The sequence below is a fragment of the Flavobacterium sp. LS1R10 genome (genome assembly GCF_003968825.1).
GTDB lineage: Bacteria > Bacteroidota > Bacteroidia > Flavobacteriales > Flavobacteriaceae > Flavobacterium.
The window spans coordinates 297,212-313,890 of the sequence record NZ_RYDH01000001.1 but is presented as its reverse complement, the minus strand read 5'-3'; the positions used below and the strand labels follow the sequence as shown (position 1 = coordinate 313,890).

Here is a 16,679-nt window from a genome sequence, read left to right as displayed (position 1 = left end):
TTTTCTCGTTCTGGAGTTAAATAGCAGTTTCATCTGGAGAAATACACGGCTGAATTTATTTTATTCGCAGGAAAACATTTCAACAGTATAATTTTCGGATCGACCAAAAAACTATCATTATTCACGGCTACTAATTTTTTATAAACCCAGAACTCAATAAGTCCCTGACAAATCATTAAATTTGTAACTTATTCAAAAATATGTTAGAAAAAGAAGTAATAAATTTCGAAAAGACGGCTATAGTTGGTATTGTAACTCAAAACCAAAGTGAAGAGAAGCTGCGCGAATATCTTGACGAATTAGAGTTTTTGACTTTTACCGCAGGAGGGCAAGTGGTGAAACGTTTTTCGCAAAAAATGGAACGTCCTAATCCCAAGACTTTTGTTGGTACCGGAAAAATTGAAGAGATTCATCTTTTTGTAAAAGAAAATGATATCTCGACTTTGGTATTTGATGATGAATTATCACCTTCACAACAAAAAAATATATCTAAAATCATAACGGAATGTAAAATTCTGGACAGAACGCACCTTATCTTGGATATTTTTGCGCAACGTGCTGAAACTTCGTACGCCAGAACGCAAGTAGAATTAGCGCAATGTCAATATTTATTACCAAGGCTTTCCGGAATGTGGACGCACCTTGAACGCCAAAAAGGGGGAATTGGAATGCGTGGACCTGGAGAAACCGAGATTGAAACCGACAGACGTATTGTTCGTGACCGAATCGCGTTATTGAAAGAAAAAATAAAAACCATCGACAAGCAAATGGGTGTGCAGCGCGGCAATCGTGGCGCTATGGTTCGTGTGGCTTTGGTGGGATATACTAATGTGGGGAAATCAACCTTGATGAATGCCGTTGGTAAAAGTGATGTTTTTGTAGAGAATAAACTTTTTGCTACGCTGGACACCACCGTCCGAAAAGTAGTTATTAAAAACCTGCCTTTCTTGCTTTCGGATACGGTAGGATTTATCAGGAAATTGCCAACACAACTGGTTGATTCTTTCAAAAGTACGCTGGATGAGGTTCGCGAAGCGGATTTGTTATTGCACGTAGTTGATATTTCGCATCCTGAATTTGAAGATCATATTGCATCCGTAAACCAAACTTTATTGGATATTAAGGCAAATGACAAACCGGTAATTATGGTTTTCAATAAAATTGATGCTTACCAGCATTTGACTATTGACGAAGATGATTTAATGACCGAAAAAACGCCAAGACATTATACGCTGGAAGAATGGAAATCGACTTGGATGAGCAGAGTAGGCGAGCAAAATGCGTTGTTTATTTCGGCTACTAACAAGGAAAATTTTGAGGAATTCAGAGAACGTGTTTATGAAGCCGTACGTCACATTCACATTACCCGTTTTCCGTACAATAAGTTTTTATATCCGGATTATAAAGACGCGGTGGAGAAAGAAGACAAAGACGCGGAAGAAATGGAATAATTTTTTCCAAAACATAAAATAAACCAATCCCTTTTGAAGTTTTAAGAGGGATTTTTTTTGGGCATGCCCAGCTGTATCAGGTTGTAGGCTGCACAACAAGTTCTCATAAAAGATGGCTGAACGAAGTAATTTAAAAAAGATATAATTAGAGATGAATTAATTTGGAAATTATTCTCGTTTTAAAAAAGCAACTAAGAATGTTGTTAGGGTTGAAAGTCTCAAAACACTAATTATTGGAGTCTAAATTATTTTCAAAAACAGTAACAGCTACACCATTCTTTACATCATAATCGCCAATTTTGGTTCGGCGTAAAGCCGTTAAGTGCGAACCAGAACCCATGGCTTTTCCAAAATCAAATGCCAAGGAACGAATGTAAGTTCCTTTGCTGCAAACTACTCTAAAGTCTATTTCAGGAAGTGCAATTCTGGTGATTTCAAATTCGTGAATCGTTGTTTTTCTGGTGGCAATTTCAACAGTTTCTCCTGCTCTGGCATGTTCATACAAGCGCACGCCATCTTTTTTTATAGCCGAATAAATAGGGGGTTTTTGATCTATTTCGCCTAGAAACTGTTTTATGGTATCATGGATTAAAGCATCATCAATATGATCTGTCGAGAAAGTTTGATCGATCTCCGTTTCTAAATCATACGAAGGCGTAGTCGCTCCAATGTAAAAAGTTCCGGTATATTCTTTGGCTTGACCCTGAAGTTCAGTGATTCTTTTGGTGAATTTTCCGGTACAAACTAACAGTAATCCGGTTGCCAAAGGGTCTAACGTTCCAGCGTGACCTATCTTGAATTTTTTTGGCAGATTCAGTTTAGTGATTAATGCCCATTTCAATTTATTCACCGCCTGAAAAGAAGTCCAGTTCAAAGGTTTGTCAATCAGTAAAATTTGTCCGTTTTGGTAATCTTCGGCTGTCTTCAAAGGAAATTATTTAAAGTATGAAAAGTAGATCAATAAAAAGATACCTACAATTATTCGGTACCAGCCCCATGGTTTGAAACCATATTTTTTGATAATTTCAATAAAAAATTTAATTGCTATAATGGCAACGATAAAAGCCACGACATTACCAATCAGGAATAATTGGATGTTTTCGTTAGACTTTAAAATCAATTCGTAGCCTTTCATTTGTGAAGTTTCGTAGGTTTTCAAGAACACAGAATAGCATGTTACCGCCATCATTGTTGGCACGGCCAAAAAGAAAGAGAATTCTGCCGCAGCATGCCGCGTTAATCCTTGTTGCATTCCCCCAATTATCGAGGCAGCGGAACGACTTGTCCCCGGCATCATGGCTAAACATTGCCAGAAACCAATAATTACAGCTTTTTTTACAGTAATATCTTCTTCTTGAATGACAGTGGGGCTTTGAAAACGACTGTCAATAAAAAGCAGAATTACACCTCCTATAATTAACACCACCGCTATAGGGATAGGATCACCCAAAATAGCTTCAATTTTATCGTCAAATAATTTTCCTAAAACCAAAGCAGGAATTACGGCACAAATGAGTTTAATGTAAAAATTGAATTTGGAGAAATCGAAGAATTTTTTCCAGTACAATACCACGACAGCTAAAATAGCTCCAAACTGAATAGAAACCTGAAAAAGCTTCACAAAATCATCTTCTTGAATTCCAAAATAGGAACTTAGGAAAACCATGTGTGCTGTGGATGAAACGGGCAAATATTCTGTTAATCCTTCGATTATGGCAATTAAAAAAGCTTGTAATGTATTCATTATAGCGTGATCAGTGTTCTGTTTTTAGTAGTCTGTTAATCAGTATTGTAACTTATAATGCGTCAATGTTTGTTATTTTTTTGGGTTTTTAAGAATGGCATATACAGTAATGCCAAAACCAATTAAAACAGTTGTTGGCGCAAGTCGAATTCTTCTAAAATTGAAGATGTCTTCGCTAAATACATTTGGATCATCACTTCCTCCGCCGGCCATTAGAATAAATCCCAAGGCAATTACACCAATCCCGATTAAGAGAATTTTATAATTTATTTTGTCAAAAAGAAATTCTGGTTTGTGGTTGTTGTTTTCCATAAAATCATTGCGAGGAGTTGCGCGGCACGAAGCAAAGCAATCTTATCCTCATTGTTTAATTAATAAAGGTCGTCTGTTCTTAAATTCAAGAACCGTTGTGTTGCAAAATGCGTGCTTAACCAGGTAATTAAAATACCAATTCCTAGAACACTCAATAAAACAAGTCCAATTAATGCTTTGTCTTCTAATATGCCAAGATTTGGAAAACTGGTTTCTATATAAATCAGTACACCAGTCAAGGCTATTATGGCTAAAAAAGCTCCAATCATGCCCAGTTTTATACTTCGCATTACAAAAGGTTTTCTGATAAATGATTTGGTAGCACCTACCATTTGCATGGTCTTAATGATGAATCTGTTAGAATGTATGGACAAACGCAACGAACTATTGATCAGTAATACGGCAATAAAAGATAAAAAACCGCTGATTATCAAAATCCACATGCTTACTTTTTTGATGTTGTCGTTCACCAGATTTACTAATTGTTTGTCATACACAATATCGGAAATCATAGCGTTTTTGCGTAAGCTAGCTTCAATTTTTGTTATGCTGTCCTTTACTACATAATCTCCTTTCAGGTGAATGTCATACGAGTTTTGCAACGGGTTTTCTCCCAGAAATACCAGGAAATCCTCCCCAATAATATCGGTATGTTGTTTTGCTGCAGCTTCTTTGGTTACATAATCGTATGATTTTACAAAGTGACTTGCTTTTAATTCAGTTCCAAAAGCTTTTAATATCGTGTCATTGGCTTCGTTTTTGAAAAAAACGGTCATGGCAATATTTTCTTTGAAATCGTTCGCTAATTTTTTAGAATTTATAATGAAAAGACCCAATATTCCAAGTAGAAACAAGACCAAGAATACACTTAGCACTACTGAGAAATAAGAGGAAATTAAACGACGTTTTTGGAAATTATCAAAGGAAGAACTCATAGTTTACTGAAATTATTGGGTAAAAATAACAAAGAATTTCTTTATTTAAAGTTAATAACGCTCAAAGTTTCAACTTTCGTACAATAAACGTAAATTTGCCACCTAAAAATAGTCATCGTAATAAAAGGTAGAACCTCAGTTGCTCATTTGTTCAGAACCTTATAAAAAGGACTTGAGTGCGCGACAGCATGACTCCATTAAAAAACAATAAAAAAGAGGAATGACTTGAGTGCGCGACAGCATGACTCCATTAAAAAACAATAAAAAAGAGGAATGACTTGAGTGCGCGACAGCATGACTAGACTTGAGTGCGCGACAGCATGACTCCATTAAAAAACAATAAAAAAGAGGAATGACTTGAGTGCGCGACAGCATGACTCCATTAAAAAACAATAAAAAAGAGGAATGAAATACAATCCGAACGAAATAGAGACCAAATGGCAGCAATATTGGTTAGAAAACCAAACATTTAAAGCCGAAAACAACTCAGAAAAACCTAAATATTACGTACTGGATATGTTTCCGTATCCATCTGGAGCGGGATTGCATGTTGGGCATCCGCTGGGATACATTGCCTCAGATGTGTATTCTAGATACAAAAGACACCAAGGTTTTAATGTGTTGCACCCTATGGGCTATGACAGTTTTGGTTTGCCTGCTGAGCAATATGCGATTCAAACTGGGCAGCGTCCTGAAGATACTACTTCGGTAAATATTGACGGCGGAACGGATAAAGAAGGAAATAAAATTGCAGGATACAGAAAGCAATTGGACAAAATTGGATTCTCTTTCGATTGGAGTCGAGAAGTGCGTACTTCAAATCCCGATTATTACAAACACACACAATGGATTTTCATTCAATTATTCAATTCATGGTACAATAAAAACAGCGATAAAGCCGAAGATATTTCGACTTTGGTTTCGATTTTCCAAAAAGAAGGAAATGCAAATGTCAATGCGGTTTGCGATGAAAATATTAAAATTTTTTCAGCAAATGAATGGAACGCTTTCGCAAAAGAACAGCAGGAGAAATTGTTGTTGCAATACAGATTGACCTATTTGGCCGAGACTGAAGTAAACTGGTGTCCGGGATTGGGAACGGTTTTAGCAAATGACGAAATCGTAAATGGTGTTTCAGAGCGTGGTGGTTTTACAGTGGTGCGCAAGAAAATGACGCAGTGGAGCATGCGAATTTCGGCTTATGCAGAACGTTTACTGCAAGGATTAAACGATATTGATTGGAGCGAAAGCATTAAGGAAAGTCAGAGAAACTGGATTGGGAAAAGTGTTGGGGCGACAGTTTCTTTTAAAGTCGAAAGTCAAAAGTCAAACGTTGAAAGCGAGCAGCAATTTATCGATGTGTTCACAACGCGTCCTGATACCATTTTTGGAGTAACGTTTATGACCTTGGCGCCAGAACATGAATTGGTAGCTCAAATCACAACGGCAGAACAAAAAGCAGCAGTCGATTCTTATATAGAAAAAACGTCAAAACGTTCCGAAAGAGAACGTATGGCCGATGTTAAAACCATTTCGGGCGTTTTCACCGGAGCGTATGCCGAACATCCGTTCACGAAAGAACCAATTCCGGTTTGGATTGGGGATTATGTTTTGGCAGGTTACGGGACAGGCGCGGTTATGGCGGTTCCTTGTGGCGACGAAAGAGATTATGCTTTTGCTAATTTCTTCAAAGGTCAAAACGGAATGCAGGAAATCATAAACATTTTCGCGAATGTCGATATTTCTGAGGTTGCATACGGTTCGAAAGACAATGTAATTATCGCCAATTCTGATTTCCTAAACGGACTGACATACAAAGAAGCAACTAAAAAAGCGATAGAAGAATTAGAAAAACTAAACCAAGGAAAAGGAAAAATCAATTACCGTTTGCGTGATGCTGTTTTCTCGCGCCAGCGCTATTGGGGAGAGCCGTTTCCGGTATATTATGTGAATGGCTTGCCGCAAATGATTGCAGCAAAACATTTACCAATCATCTTGCCGGAAGTAGAGAAATACTTACCAACCGAAGACGGGCAACCGCCTTTAGGTAACGCTTTGGTTTGGGCTTGGGACAGTGTAAATAATAAAGTGGTTTCGAATGAGCTTCTCTCCCCTCCTTCGGAGGGGTTGGGGGAGGAAACTATATTCCCATTAGAATTGAACACGATGCCAGGTTGGGCGGGAAGTTCATGGTATTGGATGCGTTATATGGATGCGCAGAACGAAAGCGAATTTGCAAGTAAAGACGCATTGGCATATTGGGAAAGCGTAGATTTATATATTGGCGGAAGCGAACATGCCACCGGACATTTATTGTATTCCCGTTTTTGGAACAAATTCCTAAAAGACAAAGGTTTTGCACCAACTGAAGAACCGTTCAAAAAATTGATCAATCAAGGGATGATTTTGGGAATGAGTGCGTTTGTGTATAGATTAGACGGAACAAATACGTATGTTTCTAAAAATAAAATCGGTGGACAAAACGTGCAGCCAATTCATGTTGATGTTTCAATGGTTAATTCTTCTGATGAATTAGATATTGACAGCTTTAAAAGCTGGAGAGAAGATTATGCAGATGCGGAATTTATTTTAGATGAAAACGGAAAATACATTGTAGGTCGCGAAATCGAAAAAATGTCGAAATCCAAATACAATGTAGTAACGCCAGACGATATTTGTAACGAATATGGAGCTGATACATTGCGTTTGTATGAAATGTTCTTAGGACCATTGGAACAAGCAAAGCCTTGGAATACAGCAGGAATATCAGGAGTTTTTGGTTTCTTGAAAAAATTATGGCGTTTGTATCATACTGGACCAGACGACTCTTTCTACGTTTCTGACTCCCCTTCTTCGGAGGGGTTGGGGGAGAATCTAAAATCATTGCACAAAACTATCAAAAAAGTGGCAGAAGATATTGAAGGGTTCTCTTTTAATACATCGGTTTCACAATTTATGATTTGTGTGAATGAATTGTCCACGCAGAATTGCCATTCTCGTGCAATCTTGGAGCCTTTAGCGATTGTGATTTCGCCGTATGCACCACACATCGCCGAAGAATTATGGTCGTTGCTAGGAAATAAAGGTTCGATTGCAACAGTTGCTTTTCCTGTTTTTGAAGCTAAATATTTAGTAGAAAGTGAAAAGGAATATCCGGTTTCTTTCAATGGAAAAATGCGTTTCACGATGGTTTTACCTTTGGATTTAACCAAGGAGCAAATCGAGAAAATTGTAATGCAAGACGAAAGAACTATCAAACAATTAGAAGGAAGAACGCCAAACAAGGTGATTATTGTTCCGGGAAAAATCATCAATTTAGTGGGGTAATAATCTGTCCACAGTATATAATCAATCCTAATCCTAAATTTTAGAATTAGGATTTTTTTTGTTTTGCAAACAGCTAATAAACAGAAAATTAAAAATTACTTTTAACTTTTGTAACATTTTAATAGATCCTGTATCTAAAAAGCAAATTGGATCATTTAACAACTTAAATCTATTAAAATGAAAAAGTATCTCTTCTTGGTTATCGCTCTATTATTTACAGCATTGTGTTTAAATGTATTTGGGCAAACTAAATCGTATCCGTTTGAAATTGCCAAAACAGGAAAGGGAAAACAATCCATAATATTTCTGCCTGGATTTGCCAGTTCTGGAGATGTCTGGAATGAAACAAAATCTAATTTTGAAAAAGAGTTTACTTGTTACACTTTTACAATGGCTGGTTTTGCGGGGGTTAAACCACAACCAAATGCTACATTTGAAAATTGGGAAACAGAAATTGTGAACTACATAAAAGCGAACAAAATCGAAAAACCAATTCTAGTTGGTCACAGTATGGGTGGAGGACTTGCGTTGGCTATTGCTTCGGATTATCCGGAATTAATAAACAAAATTGCAGTTGTTGATGCGCTTCCTTGTTTGGCAGCTTTGAGAGATCCTTCTTTTAAATCACAAGTAAATAATGATTGCACGTCAATGCTCAATCAAATAACGGCTATGTCTGAAGATGAATTTTATCAAATGCAAAAAAGAAATATAGCAATGCTTTTAGCAGATGCTACAAAACAAGATGAAGCAATTAGGTGGAGCATGAAATCAGACAGAAAAACTTTTGGAGAAATGTATTGTGATTTTTCCAATACCGATTTGAGAGAAAAAATTGGGAATATAAAATGCCCTTCATTAATATTATTAGAATTTGGTTTTTCAAATTATAAAAGGCCTATAGAGGCACAATATAAAAACTTAGAAACTGCGAGTTTTCAATATTCAAACAAAGGGTTACACTTTATTATGTATGATGATAAAGAATGGTACTTAGCACAACTAAATAACTTTATAAAATCATAATAATGGAGTTTGAACAGTTATACAAATCCTATTGGCAGAAGGTTTTTCGCCTGTGCATGGGTTATGTAAATGATTATGACATAGCACAGGACATTGCGCAGGAAACATTTATAATCGTTTGGCAAAAACTCCACACATTTAGAAATGAAGCCAGTATTGGAACTTGGATTTTCCGTATTGCATCTAATAATTGCTTGAGACAAATTGATAAAGAAAAACGATTTCCCAAGTCAGAACTTCCAATACATATTACAGAAGAAAAGCACTATTCGCCAGAACCTCAGATTCAATTTTTGTACAAATGCATTGCCGAATTGCCAGAAATTGATCGTATCATTATTTCACTAGAACTGGAAGAAGTAAAACAAGCAGAAATTGCCAATATTGTTGGGCTATCAGAGGCTAATACAAGAGTAAAAATTCATAGGATAAAAGAAAAATTAACTCAAAAGTTTAAAGAAAATGGACAATAATATAGACTTTAAAGATTTGTGGAGACAACAGGCTGTAAGTCCGCCAAATATAGAAGAATTGCTTTCTAAACTGAAACATTTCAAGAGAGTGAGTCTGCGAAAATTAGTTATAACAAATGTGCTGCTTATCGCAACAAGTGTATTTATTATTTTTATCTGGTATCATTATCAGCCTGAATTTATTTCAACCAAAATCGGAATCATTTTAGCCGTTTTTGCTATGATGCTTTATTTATTCGTCTACAATAAATTAGTTTCATTTTATAAAACTATTGATGGCACCCAAAGTAATAGTGAATACCTGCAAAAATTAATTTCGATTAAAACAAAACAGCATTTTTTGCAATCTACCATGTTGAGTTTGTATTTTATACTGCTTGGATCCGGGTTATGTTTGTATATGTATGAATACACATCCCGTATGACAATATTTTGGGGAATTTTCACTTATGTAGTAATGTTGGGGTGGATTGGGTTTACTTGGTTTTATTTAAGACCAAAAGAAATCAAAAAAGAGCAGGCTAGAGTCAACGGTTTGATCGTTAAATTTGAAGCTGTGAATAAGCAGTTGAGTGTTAATGAATAATGTTGTTGCTATTTTCTTGTGCCATTTTGACATTGTAAAAAAATGGTTCAAAATTTGATGTTTTATTTTAAACAATACAATTAAAAAACAAAAATATGGGAATGGGTTATTTGATTCTTGCCGGAGCAATCATGCTTTTCAGCTGGTTAGTTAGTTCAAGACTAAAAAGCAAATTTGAACATTATTCTAAATTGCAATTGCAAAACGGAATGTCCGGTGCTGAAATCGCCGAGAAAATGCTTGCCGATAACGGGATTCGTGATGTACGAGTAATCTCTACACCGGGACGTTTGACGGATCATTATAATCCATCTGACAAAACTGTGAATTTAAGCGAGGCCGTTTACAACCAAAGAAATGCGGCAGCGGCAGCTGTTGCGGCTCACGAATGTGGACATGCGGTGCAACACGCTGTAGGGTATCAGTGGCTGACAATGCGATCTAAATTAGTGCCGGTGGTAAATGTAGCCTCTACGTATATGCAGTGGATCTTGCTAGGAGGAATCTTGATGATGAAGACTTTTCCGCAATTACTACTGGTGGGAATTATCATTTTTGCAGCAACTACTTTATTCTCTATAGTTACTTTGCCGGTCGAATATGATGCGAGTAATCGGGCGTTGGCTTGGTTAGAAAACAAAAGGATGCTAACACAACAAGAACAAGCGGGAGCCAAAGATTCGCTTAAATGGGCTGCTAGAACGTATGTTGTGGCTGCTTTAGGATCCATCGCTACACTCTTGTATTATGTTTCGATTTATATGGGAGGAAGAAGGAATTAGATGTTTGCTAAAAAAATACAAATCCGTCTTGTGTAAGAATAAGAACAAGACGGATTTTTTTGCCTCTATTTCATCTCGACGGAGAAGAAATCTCATCAAGTTATTCAGATTGTATGATTTATCCTACGCAGAAATAACAAAGTTCATGGAGTCACAAAGGGATAAAAGTGGTGCTACAATTGAATTTGTCTTTCAATTTGTTGGTCCAGAGAAATAAAAGTTTCTGTTCTGGAAACGCCTTCTATCGCTTGGATTTTGGTATTGAGTAATTGCATTAAATGTTCGTTATCTCGACAAATTATTTTAATAAGAATAGACCAGTTTCCTGTCGTATAATGGCATTCTAGTACTTCAGGAATTTTTTTTAGATCACGTACCGCCTCTGGATTTCTAGCCGCCTTGTCCAGATAAATTCCAACAAAAGCCATCGTGTTATAGCCCAAAATTTTATTGTTTACCGTAAATTTTGATCCCGAAATAACGCCGGATTGTTCCAGTTTTCGCAAACGTTGATGAATCGCAGCTCCGGAAATTCCAATTTTATTGGCGATTTGAAGAATTGGTTTTCGGGCATCTTCCATCAAGTCGCGCAAGATTTCTTTATCGATACCGTCAATTTCTACTACTAGTGAATTGATTTTCATAGGTTGTTGTTTTAAACTAAACTATTAAATTTAGTTTGAATTGAAAATCAAATTTAAAAAAAAAACGATTAAATTTAGTATTTGTTGAGTTTTATGTGATATTGAGCGCAGTCTGGATGCTAAAATGATTTTCGATTGTGCTCGAACTGACAGTAGTACTAATTTATATGTATCAGTAATACACGATAAAGAACCACAACGGAATTTTAGATTTTGTATTATCAAAAAAGCCATTCGGATTGCGAATGGCTTTTTTGATTTTATTTCGAAAAGTAATTTTTTATTTTCCTTTGTTGGCTTCCATAACATATTTCTCTAAAGCCATTGTCATCGAGGGAGTTTCCGGGGTTGGTGCAAGAATATCGATCCTTAAGCCATGATCCAAAGCTTCTTTTTGGGTGGTACTGCCAAAAACAGCAATTCGAGTATTGTTTTGCTCAAATTCTGGAAAATTCATGAACAATGATTTTATTCCGGTTGGACTAAAGAAGGCCAAAACATCATAATATACATCGGCTAAATCAGACAAATCGCTCATCACTGTTTTGTAAAAAATAGCGGGAGTCCAGTCTACTTTTAAGGCGTCCAGCGTTATTGGAGCATCCGCATTGAGTTGATCTGAAGCAGGTAATAAGAATTTTTCGTCTTTGTATTTTTTAATCAGTGGGGATAAATCGGCAAAGTCTTTTGGTCCAACGTAAATTTTCCGTTTTCGATATACCACATATTTTTGCAGGTAAAAAGCGACTGCTTCTGATTGGCAGAAATATTTTAATCCCTCGGGTACTTTAAATCGCATTTCTTCGGCCACTCTGAAAAAGTGGTCTACTGCATTTCTACTGGTTAAAATAATTGCGGTGTAATGATTAAGATCAATTTTTTGAAGGCGGATCTCTTTTGCATTAACTCCTTCTACATGAATAAAAGGCCTGAAATCAATTTTTACTTTATGCTTTTGTTGAAGTTCAAAGTATGGGGAATTTTCCACTTTAGGCTCTGGTTGTGATACCAAAATTGTTTTCACTTTCATATTTTAACGTTTTCTAAGCACTCCCTTTTGTGAACCAATAATACATGAAATAATAGGGAGCTATTTCGAGAGCGCAAAGATATAAAATAAAATAAAACAACTTACCGATTATTAAATTTTGATAATTTTTTATTGAAATAAAATAAGTTATAACATTGATTGTCAATATAATGCCTATAATTAATAATGGAATATTTATTGAGATTGTGTCGTTATAAAACAAAATAATATTGAATGGCAGTATGATTAATCCAATATAGGTCCTGTAAGTTACCTTTTGAAGGTTGAACTGCTCCATAAATTCTTCAATATTGAATGAGGTTGCAATTATTTTTTCGATTAAATACTTTGCTAAAACGAAGAAGATCAAGAACGTAAATATTTGAATATAAAGCAACCAGTCCGTTTTTGAAACAGGGCCAAAATAGCTCAATGCAATTTGGATGAAGAACGCAAGGGAGATGATTTGAACCAAAAATAAAGCAACAGTGAATCCGCTTTTGAGATGACTGCTGTCACGGTATACTTTGGTGTATTTATTGGAGAAAATAAGGTTCGCAAAATCACCAAAACGATTTTCGAAAATGGATCTAGTAATAGCAATAATAGCAAATGACAGCACAAAAAGTACGGTCGCCCAGTCTTTGTTCTCTGTTATTCTTGGATGAAGTATGGTTTCTATCATAACAGTGCAAAATTACTAATTTTTATGCCATTCTTTTTATTATAATTTTATTAAGGATCAAGTGGCATAAAAAGTTTACTTTTGCGGTGAAATTAGCCTAAATATGAATGATTGTATTGTTATAATTCCTACCTATAACGAAATTGAAAATATAGAAAGCATTATCCGATCGGTGCTTTCTCAACACAAACCCTTTCATGTGCTTATTATTGATGATAATTCACCAGATCACACTGCTGATAAGGTTGTTTTGCTTCAGAGAGAATTTGCAGGCAGATTGTTTTTAGAAAAAAGAAATAAGAAATCAGGTTTGGGAACGGCTTATGTACATGGATTCAGATGGGCATTGGAGCGCCGATATGAATATATTTTTGAAATGGATGCCGATTTTTCTCATAATCCCAATGATTTAGAAAAATTGTACAGTGCCTGTCATTTTGGGGATGCTGATTTAGCAATTGGATCTAGATATGTAACCGGTGTCAATGTGGTGAACTGGCCTTTAAGCCGGGTGCTAATGTCATATTTTGCCTCTGTTTATGTGCGCATGATTACCGGAATGAAAATTCATGATGCTACCGCTGGGTTTGTCTGTTACAAAAGAAAAGTTTTAGAAGAATTCCATTTAAATTCCATTAAATTCGTTGGGTATGCCTTTCAAATTGAAATGAAATATAGAACATATTGTAAGAATTTTCAAATCGTAGAGGTTCCAATTATTTTCACTGATAGAACCAAGGGGCAATCCAAAATGAGTAATTCAATAATTATTGAAGCCGTTTTTGGAGTTATTTCGCTTAGATTAAAAAGACTTTTCAATACATTATAAGAAAAAAATACGATGAACAGGGTTTTAATAAAGAATGCCAAAATAGTAAATGAAGGAGTCATTTTTGAAGGTGATTTGTTAATTGAGAATGACCTTATTGTTGAAATTGCAGAAAGCATCAGCGCTAAATCCTCTGAATGTAAAATCATTGATGCCGAGGGAAATTATTTAATTCCCGGAGCCATTGATGATCAGGTGCATTTTAGAGAGCCAGGACTCACGCACAAAGGCGACATCGAATCCGAATCTAAGGCCGCAATTGCAGGGGGAATTACGTCCTTTATTGAACAGCCGAACACGGTTCCGAATGCGGTTACCCAAGAAATATTAGAACAAAAATACGAGTTGGCTGCCCAAAAATCGTATGCGAATTATTCGTTTATGATGGGTGCAACCAATGATAATTTAGAAGAGGTTCTAAAAACAAATCCAAAGAATGTTGCCGGAATCAAAATATTTTTAGGATCCTCAACGGGAAATATGCTGGTGGATAATGAAGCCACATTAGAAAAAATATTTTCCAGTACACCACTGCTTATCGCGGTACATTGCGAGGATGAAACGACTATCCAAAATAATTTAGCAAAATACAAAGCAGAGTATGGAGAAGATGTTCCCATTACCGCACATCACCTGATCCGCAGTGAGGAAGCGTGTTATATTTCGTCTTCCAAAGCGGTTGCGCTGGCAAAGAAAACAGGAGCGCGTTTGCATGTTTTTCACCTTTCAACTGCTAAAGAAATGGATTTGTTTACCAATAAAATTCCATTGGAAGACAAGAAAATCACAGCTGAGGTTTGTATCCATCATTTGTGGTTTACCAATGATGATTATGCAACCAAAGGCAATCTGATCAAGTGGAATCCCGCGGTAAAAACTGCGAATGACCGGAAAGTGCTTTGGGAAGCCTTGCTGGATGATAGAATCGATGTGATTGCCACAGATCATGCGCCACACACATTAAAAGAAAAAAAACAATCGTATTTGAATGCGCCTTCCGGTGGGCCTCTGGTTCAACACGCTGTTGTGGCTATGTTTGAAGCCTTTCATCAAGGTAAAATTAGCGTGGAGAAAATTGTGGAAAAAATGTGTCATAATCCGGCAAAGATTTTCAAAATAGAAAAACGTGGTTTCATTAAAGAAGGCTATTATGCGGATTTAGTGATCGTAAATTCAGGTTTGCCGTGGAGTGTTAAGAAAGAAAATATTATGGCTAAATGTGGGTGGTCACCATTTGAAGGTTTTACTTTTAAGTCCAGAATTACCCATACTTTTGTAAATGGACAATTAGTATATAACGCATTTAAGGTAAAAGACATTCGTGTGGGCAAACGGTTGTTGTTTGAAAGATAAATTTTTGATAAATGAAAAAAATTATAGCATTTTTAGCGATCGGGACTCTCTTATTAGGTTGTAAAGAGGAAGTAGTCAAAAAACCGGAACGGCTTATTGATAAATACGTTATGATAAATGTGATGTATGATTTGTCTGTTTTAGAAGCGATAAAATACCAAAATCCAGCCTCCCTGGACACGTTCAAAATAAATCCTACACAATATATTTATAAAAAATATAAAATTGACAGCCTGCAGTTTGCCAAAAGTAATATTTATTATGCGTCCGATTATGAGGGTTACAAAGTGATGTTTGAGCAAATGACCCAACGATTGGAGGATAACAAAAAACAAGTTGATTCTTTACTTACCATAGATAAAAAGAAAAAGAAATCCCTTCTTTTGAAAAAGAAAAAAACGCCTGTAATTGTTAAGGATACTTCGCGATTAAAACAGAATGAAGCGCCCTTTTAAAGCGCTGAAATGTCTTTTATGTAGTCGGTGATATTTGTAAAATCTGTTTTTAATCTGTTTTTAATCTTTTCATTGGAATACCTGTTTTTCGAGTAGGAAGCTTTTGCGGTAGCGTGCGATAATTTTCTCTTTTGTTGAAAAATAGTAGAAACGCACCAATCCAATCTCCAGAGAATTTCCATGAAAAAGGGTTTTGCATGAGTTTCAGGTCGTTTCACGCCCAATGCATCCGCCATAGTATTCAGGATGTCCCGGTAAACACTGTTTTCTGCAATCAAGGTAAAGCGTTCATTCTTGATTTCGCTTTGCATCAATTGATGTGCAATTCGGACCACATCAGTAACGGCAACAAATCCGGTTGAACCTAGCGTGTAAAATTGCAGTCCCTTTTTTACTTTCGTAAAAAGTTGTCCGCTTCCTTGCTCCCAATCCCGAAACTTCGGGACAGGCCCGAGAATGATGCCTGGATTTACAATTATCACATCTAAACCTTCTTGTTGTCCGCGCCAGATTTCCATTTCGGCACCATATTTAGAAATAGCATAATCAGTATGGTACTTTTCCGGATTCCATTCGGTTTCTTCGGTGATGAATTTTTCATGAGGCAGCAAATCACCCAAAGTGGCAATGGAACTTACAAAACACAGTTTTTTTATTTTATAAGCGATACAAAAATTCACAATATTTGCGGTGCCTTCAATGTTTGTTTTTCGCAAAGCATCTTCATCTTTTGGATCAAAAGAAATCAAAGCGGCACAATGGTAGACGGAATCAATATTCTGGAAGGCGATTTCTAACGAAGGGATTTCGGTAATATCTGCGAGAATCCATTCGATTTGCTCGAATAACGATTCCTTTTTGTAGATGACAAATAGGGATTTCGTTTTCTCCATCGAGACGGCACTTCGATAAATAGCACGTACTTTTTTACCATTATCAATTAAATGAAGCAATAAATGTGCGCCTACTAAACCCGTTCCTCCTGTGACTAAAATCATGCTACGAAAATACGAATAATTTTTTTCGAATAACCTATTAAACAAATAA

At 36.2% G+C, this 16,679-nt stretch carries 17 protein-coding genes; 9 read left to right on the top strand and 8 right to left on the bottom strand.

Features of this window, described 5'->3' with window-relative positions:
• Positions 1-200 precede the first annotated feature (200 nt).
• Complete coding sequence (gene hflX, locus EKL96_RS01400) at positions 201-1,451, top strand: GTPase HflX (protein WP_126456307.1); 1,251 nt, start codon at positions 201-203, stop codon at positions 1,449-1,451.
• 226 nt (positions 1,452-1,677) lie between these two features.
• Here hflX and truB read toward each other — a convergent pair whose 3' ends face one another.
• The 4 genes from truB to EKL96_RS01380 form a co-directional block, all read right to left on the bottom strand.
• On the bottom strand, positions 1,678-2,379 hold the full coding sequence (truB, locus tag EKL96_RS01395) for a tRNA pseudouridine(55) synthase TruB (protein WP_126457614.1): 702 nt from the start codon (positions 2,377-2,379) through the stop codon (positions 1,678-1,680).
• A gap of 6 nt (positions 2,380-2,385) precedes the next feature.
• Positions 2,386-3,195 (bottom strand): undecaprenyl-diphosphate phosphatase, encoded by an 810-nt coding sequence (locus EKL96_RS01390; protein ID WP_126457613.1) that lies wholly within the window; start codon positions 3,193-3,195, stop codon positions 2,386-2,388.
• Between the two features lie 72 nt (positions 3,196-3,267).
• On the bottom strand, positions 3,268-3,507 hold the full coding sequence (locus tag EKL96_RS01385) for a DUF3098 domain-containing protein (RefSeq protein ID WP_126457612.1): 240 nt from the start codon (positions 3,505-3,507) through the stop codon (positions 3,268-3,270).
• Positions 3,508-3,566: 59 nt separating this feature from the next.
• The gene (locus EKL96_RS01380) at positions 3,567-4,442 is read right to left on the bottom strand and encodes a cell division protein FtsX (RefSeq protein ID WP_126457611.1); all 876 of its coding nucleotides are present in this window, start codon (positions 4,440-4,442) and stop codon (positions 3,567-3,569) included.
• A gap of 405 nt (positions 4,443-4,847) precedes the next feature.
• Here EKL96_RS01380 and leuS point away from each other — a divergent pair, with 405 nt between their 5' ends.
• The 5 genes from leuS to EKL96_RS01355 all read left to right on the top strand — a co-directional run bounded on the left by leuS (position 4,848) and on the right by EKL96_RS01355 (position 10,636).
• Positions 4,848-7,769, top strand: coding sequence for a leucine--tRNA ligase (gene leuS / locus EKL96_RS01375; RefSeq protein WP_126457610.1), 2,922 nt, complete (start codon positions 4,848-4,850; stop codon positions 7,767-7,769).
• Positions 7,770-7,946: 177 nt separating this feature from the next.
• A complete protein-coding gene (locus tag EKL96_RS01370) occupies positions 7,947-8,795 on the top strand; it encodes an alpha/beta fold hydrolase (protein WP_126457609.1) in 849 nt (282 codons plus the stop codon).
• Between the two features lie 2 nt (positions 8,796-8,797).
• The gene (locus EKL96_RS01365) at positions 8,798-9,268 is read left to right on the top strand and encodes an RNA polymerase sigma factor (RefSeq protein ID WP_126457608.1); all 471 of its coding nucleotides are present in this window, start codon (positions 8,798-8,800) and stop codon (positions 9,266-9,268) included.
• Positions 9,258-9,854 (top strand): hypothetical protein, encoded by a 597-nt coding sequence (locus EKL96_RS01360; protein ID WP_126457607.1) that lies wholly within the window; start codon positions 9,258-9,260, stop codon positions 9,852-9,854. Before EKL96_RS01365 ends, EKL96_RS01360 begins: the two co-directional genes overlap by 11 nt.
• A gap of 95 nt (positions 9,855-9,949) precedes the next feature.
• Positions 9,950-10,636 carry a zinc metallopeptidase gene (locus EKL96_RS01355; protein ID WP_185964876.1) on the top strand — a complete coding sequence of 229 codons (687 nt, stop codon included), beginning with the start codon at positions 9,950-9,952 and terminating at the stop codon, positions 10,634-10,636.
• A 173-nt stretch (positions 10,637-10,809) separates the two neighbouring features.
• On the opposite strand, the gene EKL96_RS01350 is transcribed toward EKL96_RS01355, so the two are convergent.
• From EKL96_RS01350 to EKL96_RS01340, 3 genes are all read right to left on the bottom strand, one after another.
• Positions 10,810-11,280 carry an Lrp/AsnC ligand binding domain-containing protein gene (locus tag EKL96_RS01350; protein ID WP_126457606.1) on the bottom strand — a complete coding sequence of 157 codons (471 nt, stop codon included), beginning with the start codon at positions 11,278-11,280 and terminating at the stop codon, positions 10,810-10,812.
• 280 nt (positions 11,281-11,560) lie between these two features.
• Positions 11,561-12,310 carry a uroporphyrinogen-III synthase gene (locus tag EKL96_RS01345; RefSeq protein ID WP_126457605.1) on the bottom strand — a complete coding sequence of 250 codons (750 nt, stop codon included), beginning with the start codon at positions 12,308-12,310 and terminating at the stop codon, positions 11,561-11,563.
• 13 nt (positions 12,311-12,323) lie between these two features.
• Positions 12,324-12,995: a DUF4271 domain-containing protein gene (locus EKL96_RS01340; protein ID WP_126457604.1), complete on the bottom strand. Its 672-nt coding sequence runs from the start codon at positions 12,993-12,995 to the stop codon at positions 12,324-12,326.
• A 103-nt stretch (positions 12,996-13,098) separates the two neighbouring features.
• On the opposite strand from EKL96_RS01340, the gene EKL96_RS01335 reads away from it, so the two are divergent.
• Genes EKL96_RS01335 through EKL96_RS01325 form a run of 3 tightly spaced genes read left to right on the top strand, consistent with a single transcriptional unit; the run spans position 13,099 to position 15,632 of the window.
• Positions 13,099-13,824: a polyprenol monophosphomannose synthase gene (locus tag EKL96_RS01335; protein ID WP_126457603.1), complete on the top strand. Its 726-nt coding sequence runs from the start codon at positions 13,099-13,101 to the stop codon at positions 13,822-13,824.
• A 12-nt stretch (positions 13,825-13,836) separates the two neighbouring features.
• Positions 13,837-15,177: a dihydroorotase gene (locus tag EKL96_RS01330; RefSeq protein WP_126457602.1), complete on the top strand. Its 1,341-nt coding sequence runs from the start codon at positions 13,837-13,839 to the stop codon at positions 15,175-15,177.
• An 11-nt stretch (positions 15,178-15,188) separates the two neighbouring features.
• Positions 15,189-15,632, top strand: a complete 444-nt coding sequence (locus EKL96_RS01325; protein WP_126457601.1) for a DUF4296 domain-containing protein — start codon at positions 15,189-15,191, stop codon at positions 15,630-15,632.
• On the opposite strand, the gene EKL96_RS01320 is transcribed toward EKL96_RS01325, so the two are convergent.
• Positions 15,629-16,630, bottom strand: a complete 1,002-nt coding sequence (locus EKL96_RS01320) for an NAD-dependent epimerase/dehydratase family protein (RefSeq protein ID WP_126457600.1) — start codon at positions 16,628-16,630, stop codon at positions 15,629-15,631. The two genes, EKL96_RS01325 and EKL96_RS01320, sit on opposite strands and share 4 nt — an antisense overlap.
• Positions 16,631-16,679 lie beyond the last annotated feature (49 nt).

Coding starts and splice junctions, on each gene's coding strand:
- hflX (WP_126456307.1), top strand. CDS start 201: ATGTTAGAAAAAGAAGTAATAAATTTCGAAAAGACGGCTATAGTTGGT.
- EKL96_RS01390 (WP_126457613.1), bottom strand. CDS start 3,195: ATGAATACATTACAAGCTTTTTTAATTGCCATAATCGAAGGATTAACA.
- EKL96_RS01385 (WP_126457612.1), bottom strand. CDS start 3,507: ATGGAAAACAACAACCACAAACCAGAATTTCTTTTTGACAAAATAAAT.
- EKL96_RS01380 (WP_126457611.1), bottom strand. CDS start 4,442: ATGAGTTCTTCCTTTGATAATTTCCAAAAACGTCGTTTAATTTCCTCT.
- leuS (WP_126457610.1), top strand. CDS start 4,848: ATGAAATACAATCCGAACGAAATAGAGACCAAATGGCAGCAATATTGG.
- EKL96_RS01370 (WP_126457609.1), top strand. CDS start 7,947: ATGAAAAAGTATCTCTTCTTGGTTATCGCTCTATTATTTACAGCATTG.
- EKL96_RS01365 (WP_126457608.1), top strand. CDS start 8,798: ATGGAGTTTGAACAGTTATACAAATCCTATTGGCAGAAGGTTTTTCGC.
- EKL96_RS01360 (WP_126457607.1), top strand. CDS start 9,258: ATGGACAATAATATAGACTTTAAAGATTTGTGGAGACAACAGGCTGTA.
- EKL96_RS01355 (WP_185964876.1), top strand. CDS start 9,950: ATGGGAATGGGTTATTTGATTCTTGCCGGAGCAATCATGCTTTTCAGC.
- EKL96_RS01350 (WP_126457606.1), bottom strand. CDS start 11,280: ATGAAAATCAATTCACTAGTAGTAGAAATTGACGGTATCGATAAAGAA.
- EKL96_RS01345 (WP_126457605.1), bottom strand. CDS start 12,310: ATGAAAGTGAAAACAATTTTGGTATCACAACCAGAGCCTAAAGTGGAA.
- EKL96_RS01340 (WP_126457604.1), bottom strand. CDS start 12,995: ATGATAGAAACCATACTTCATCCAAGAATAACAGAGAACAAAGACTGG.
- EKL96_RS01335 (WP_126457603.1), top strand. CDS start 13,099: ATGAATGATTGTATTGTTATAATTCCTACCTATAACGAAATTGAAAAT.
- EKL96_RS01330 (WP_126457602.1), top strand. CDS start 13,837: ATGAACAGGGTTTTAATAAAGAATGCCAAAATAGTAAATGAAGGAGTC.
- EKL96_RS01325 (WP_126457601.1), top strand. CDS start 15,189: ATGAAAAAAATTATAGCATTTTTAGCGATCGGGACTCTCTTATTAGGT.
- EKL96_RS01320 (WP_126457600.1), bottom strand. CDS start 16,630: ATGATTTTAGTCACAGGAGGAACGGGTTTAGTAGGCGCACATTTATTG.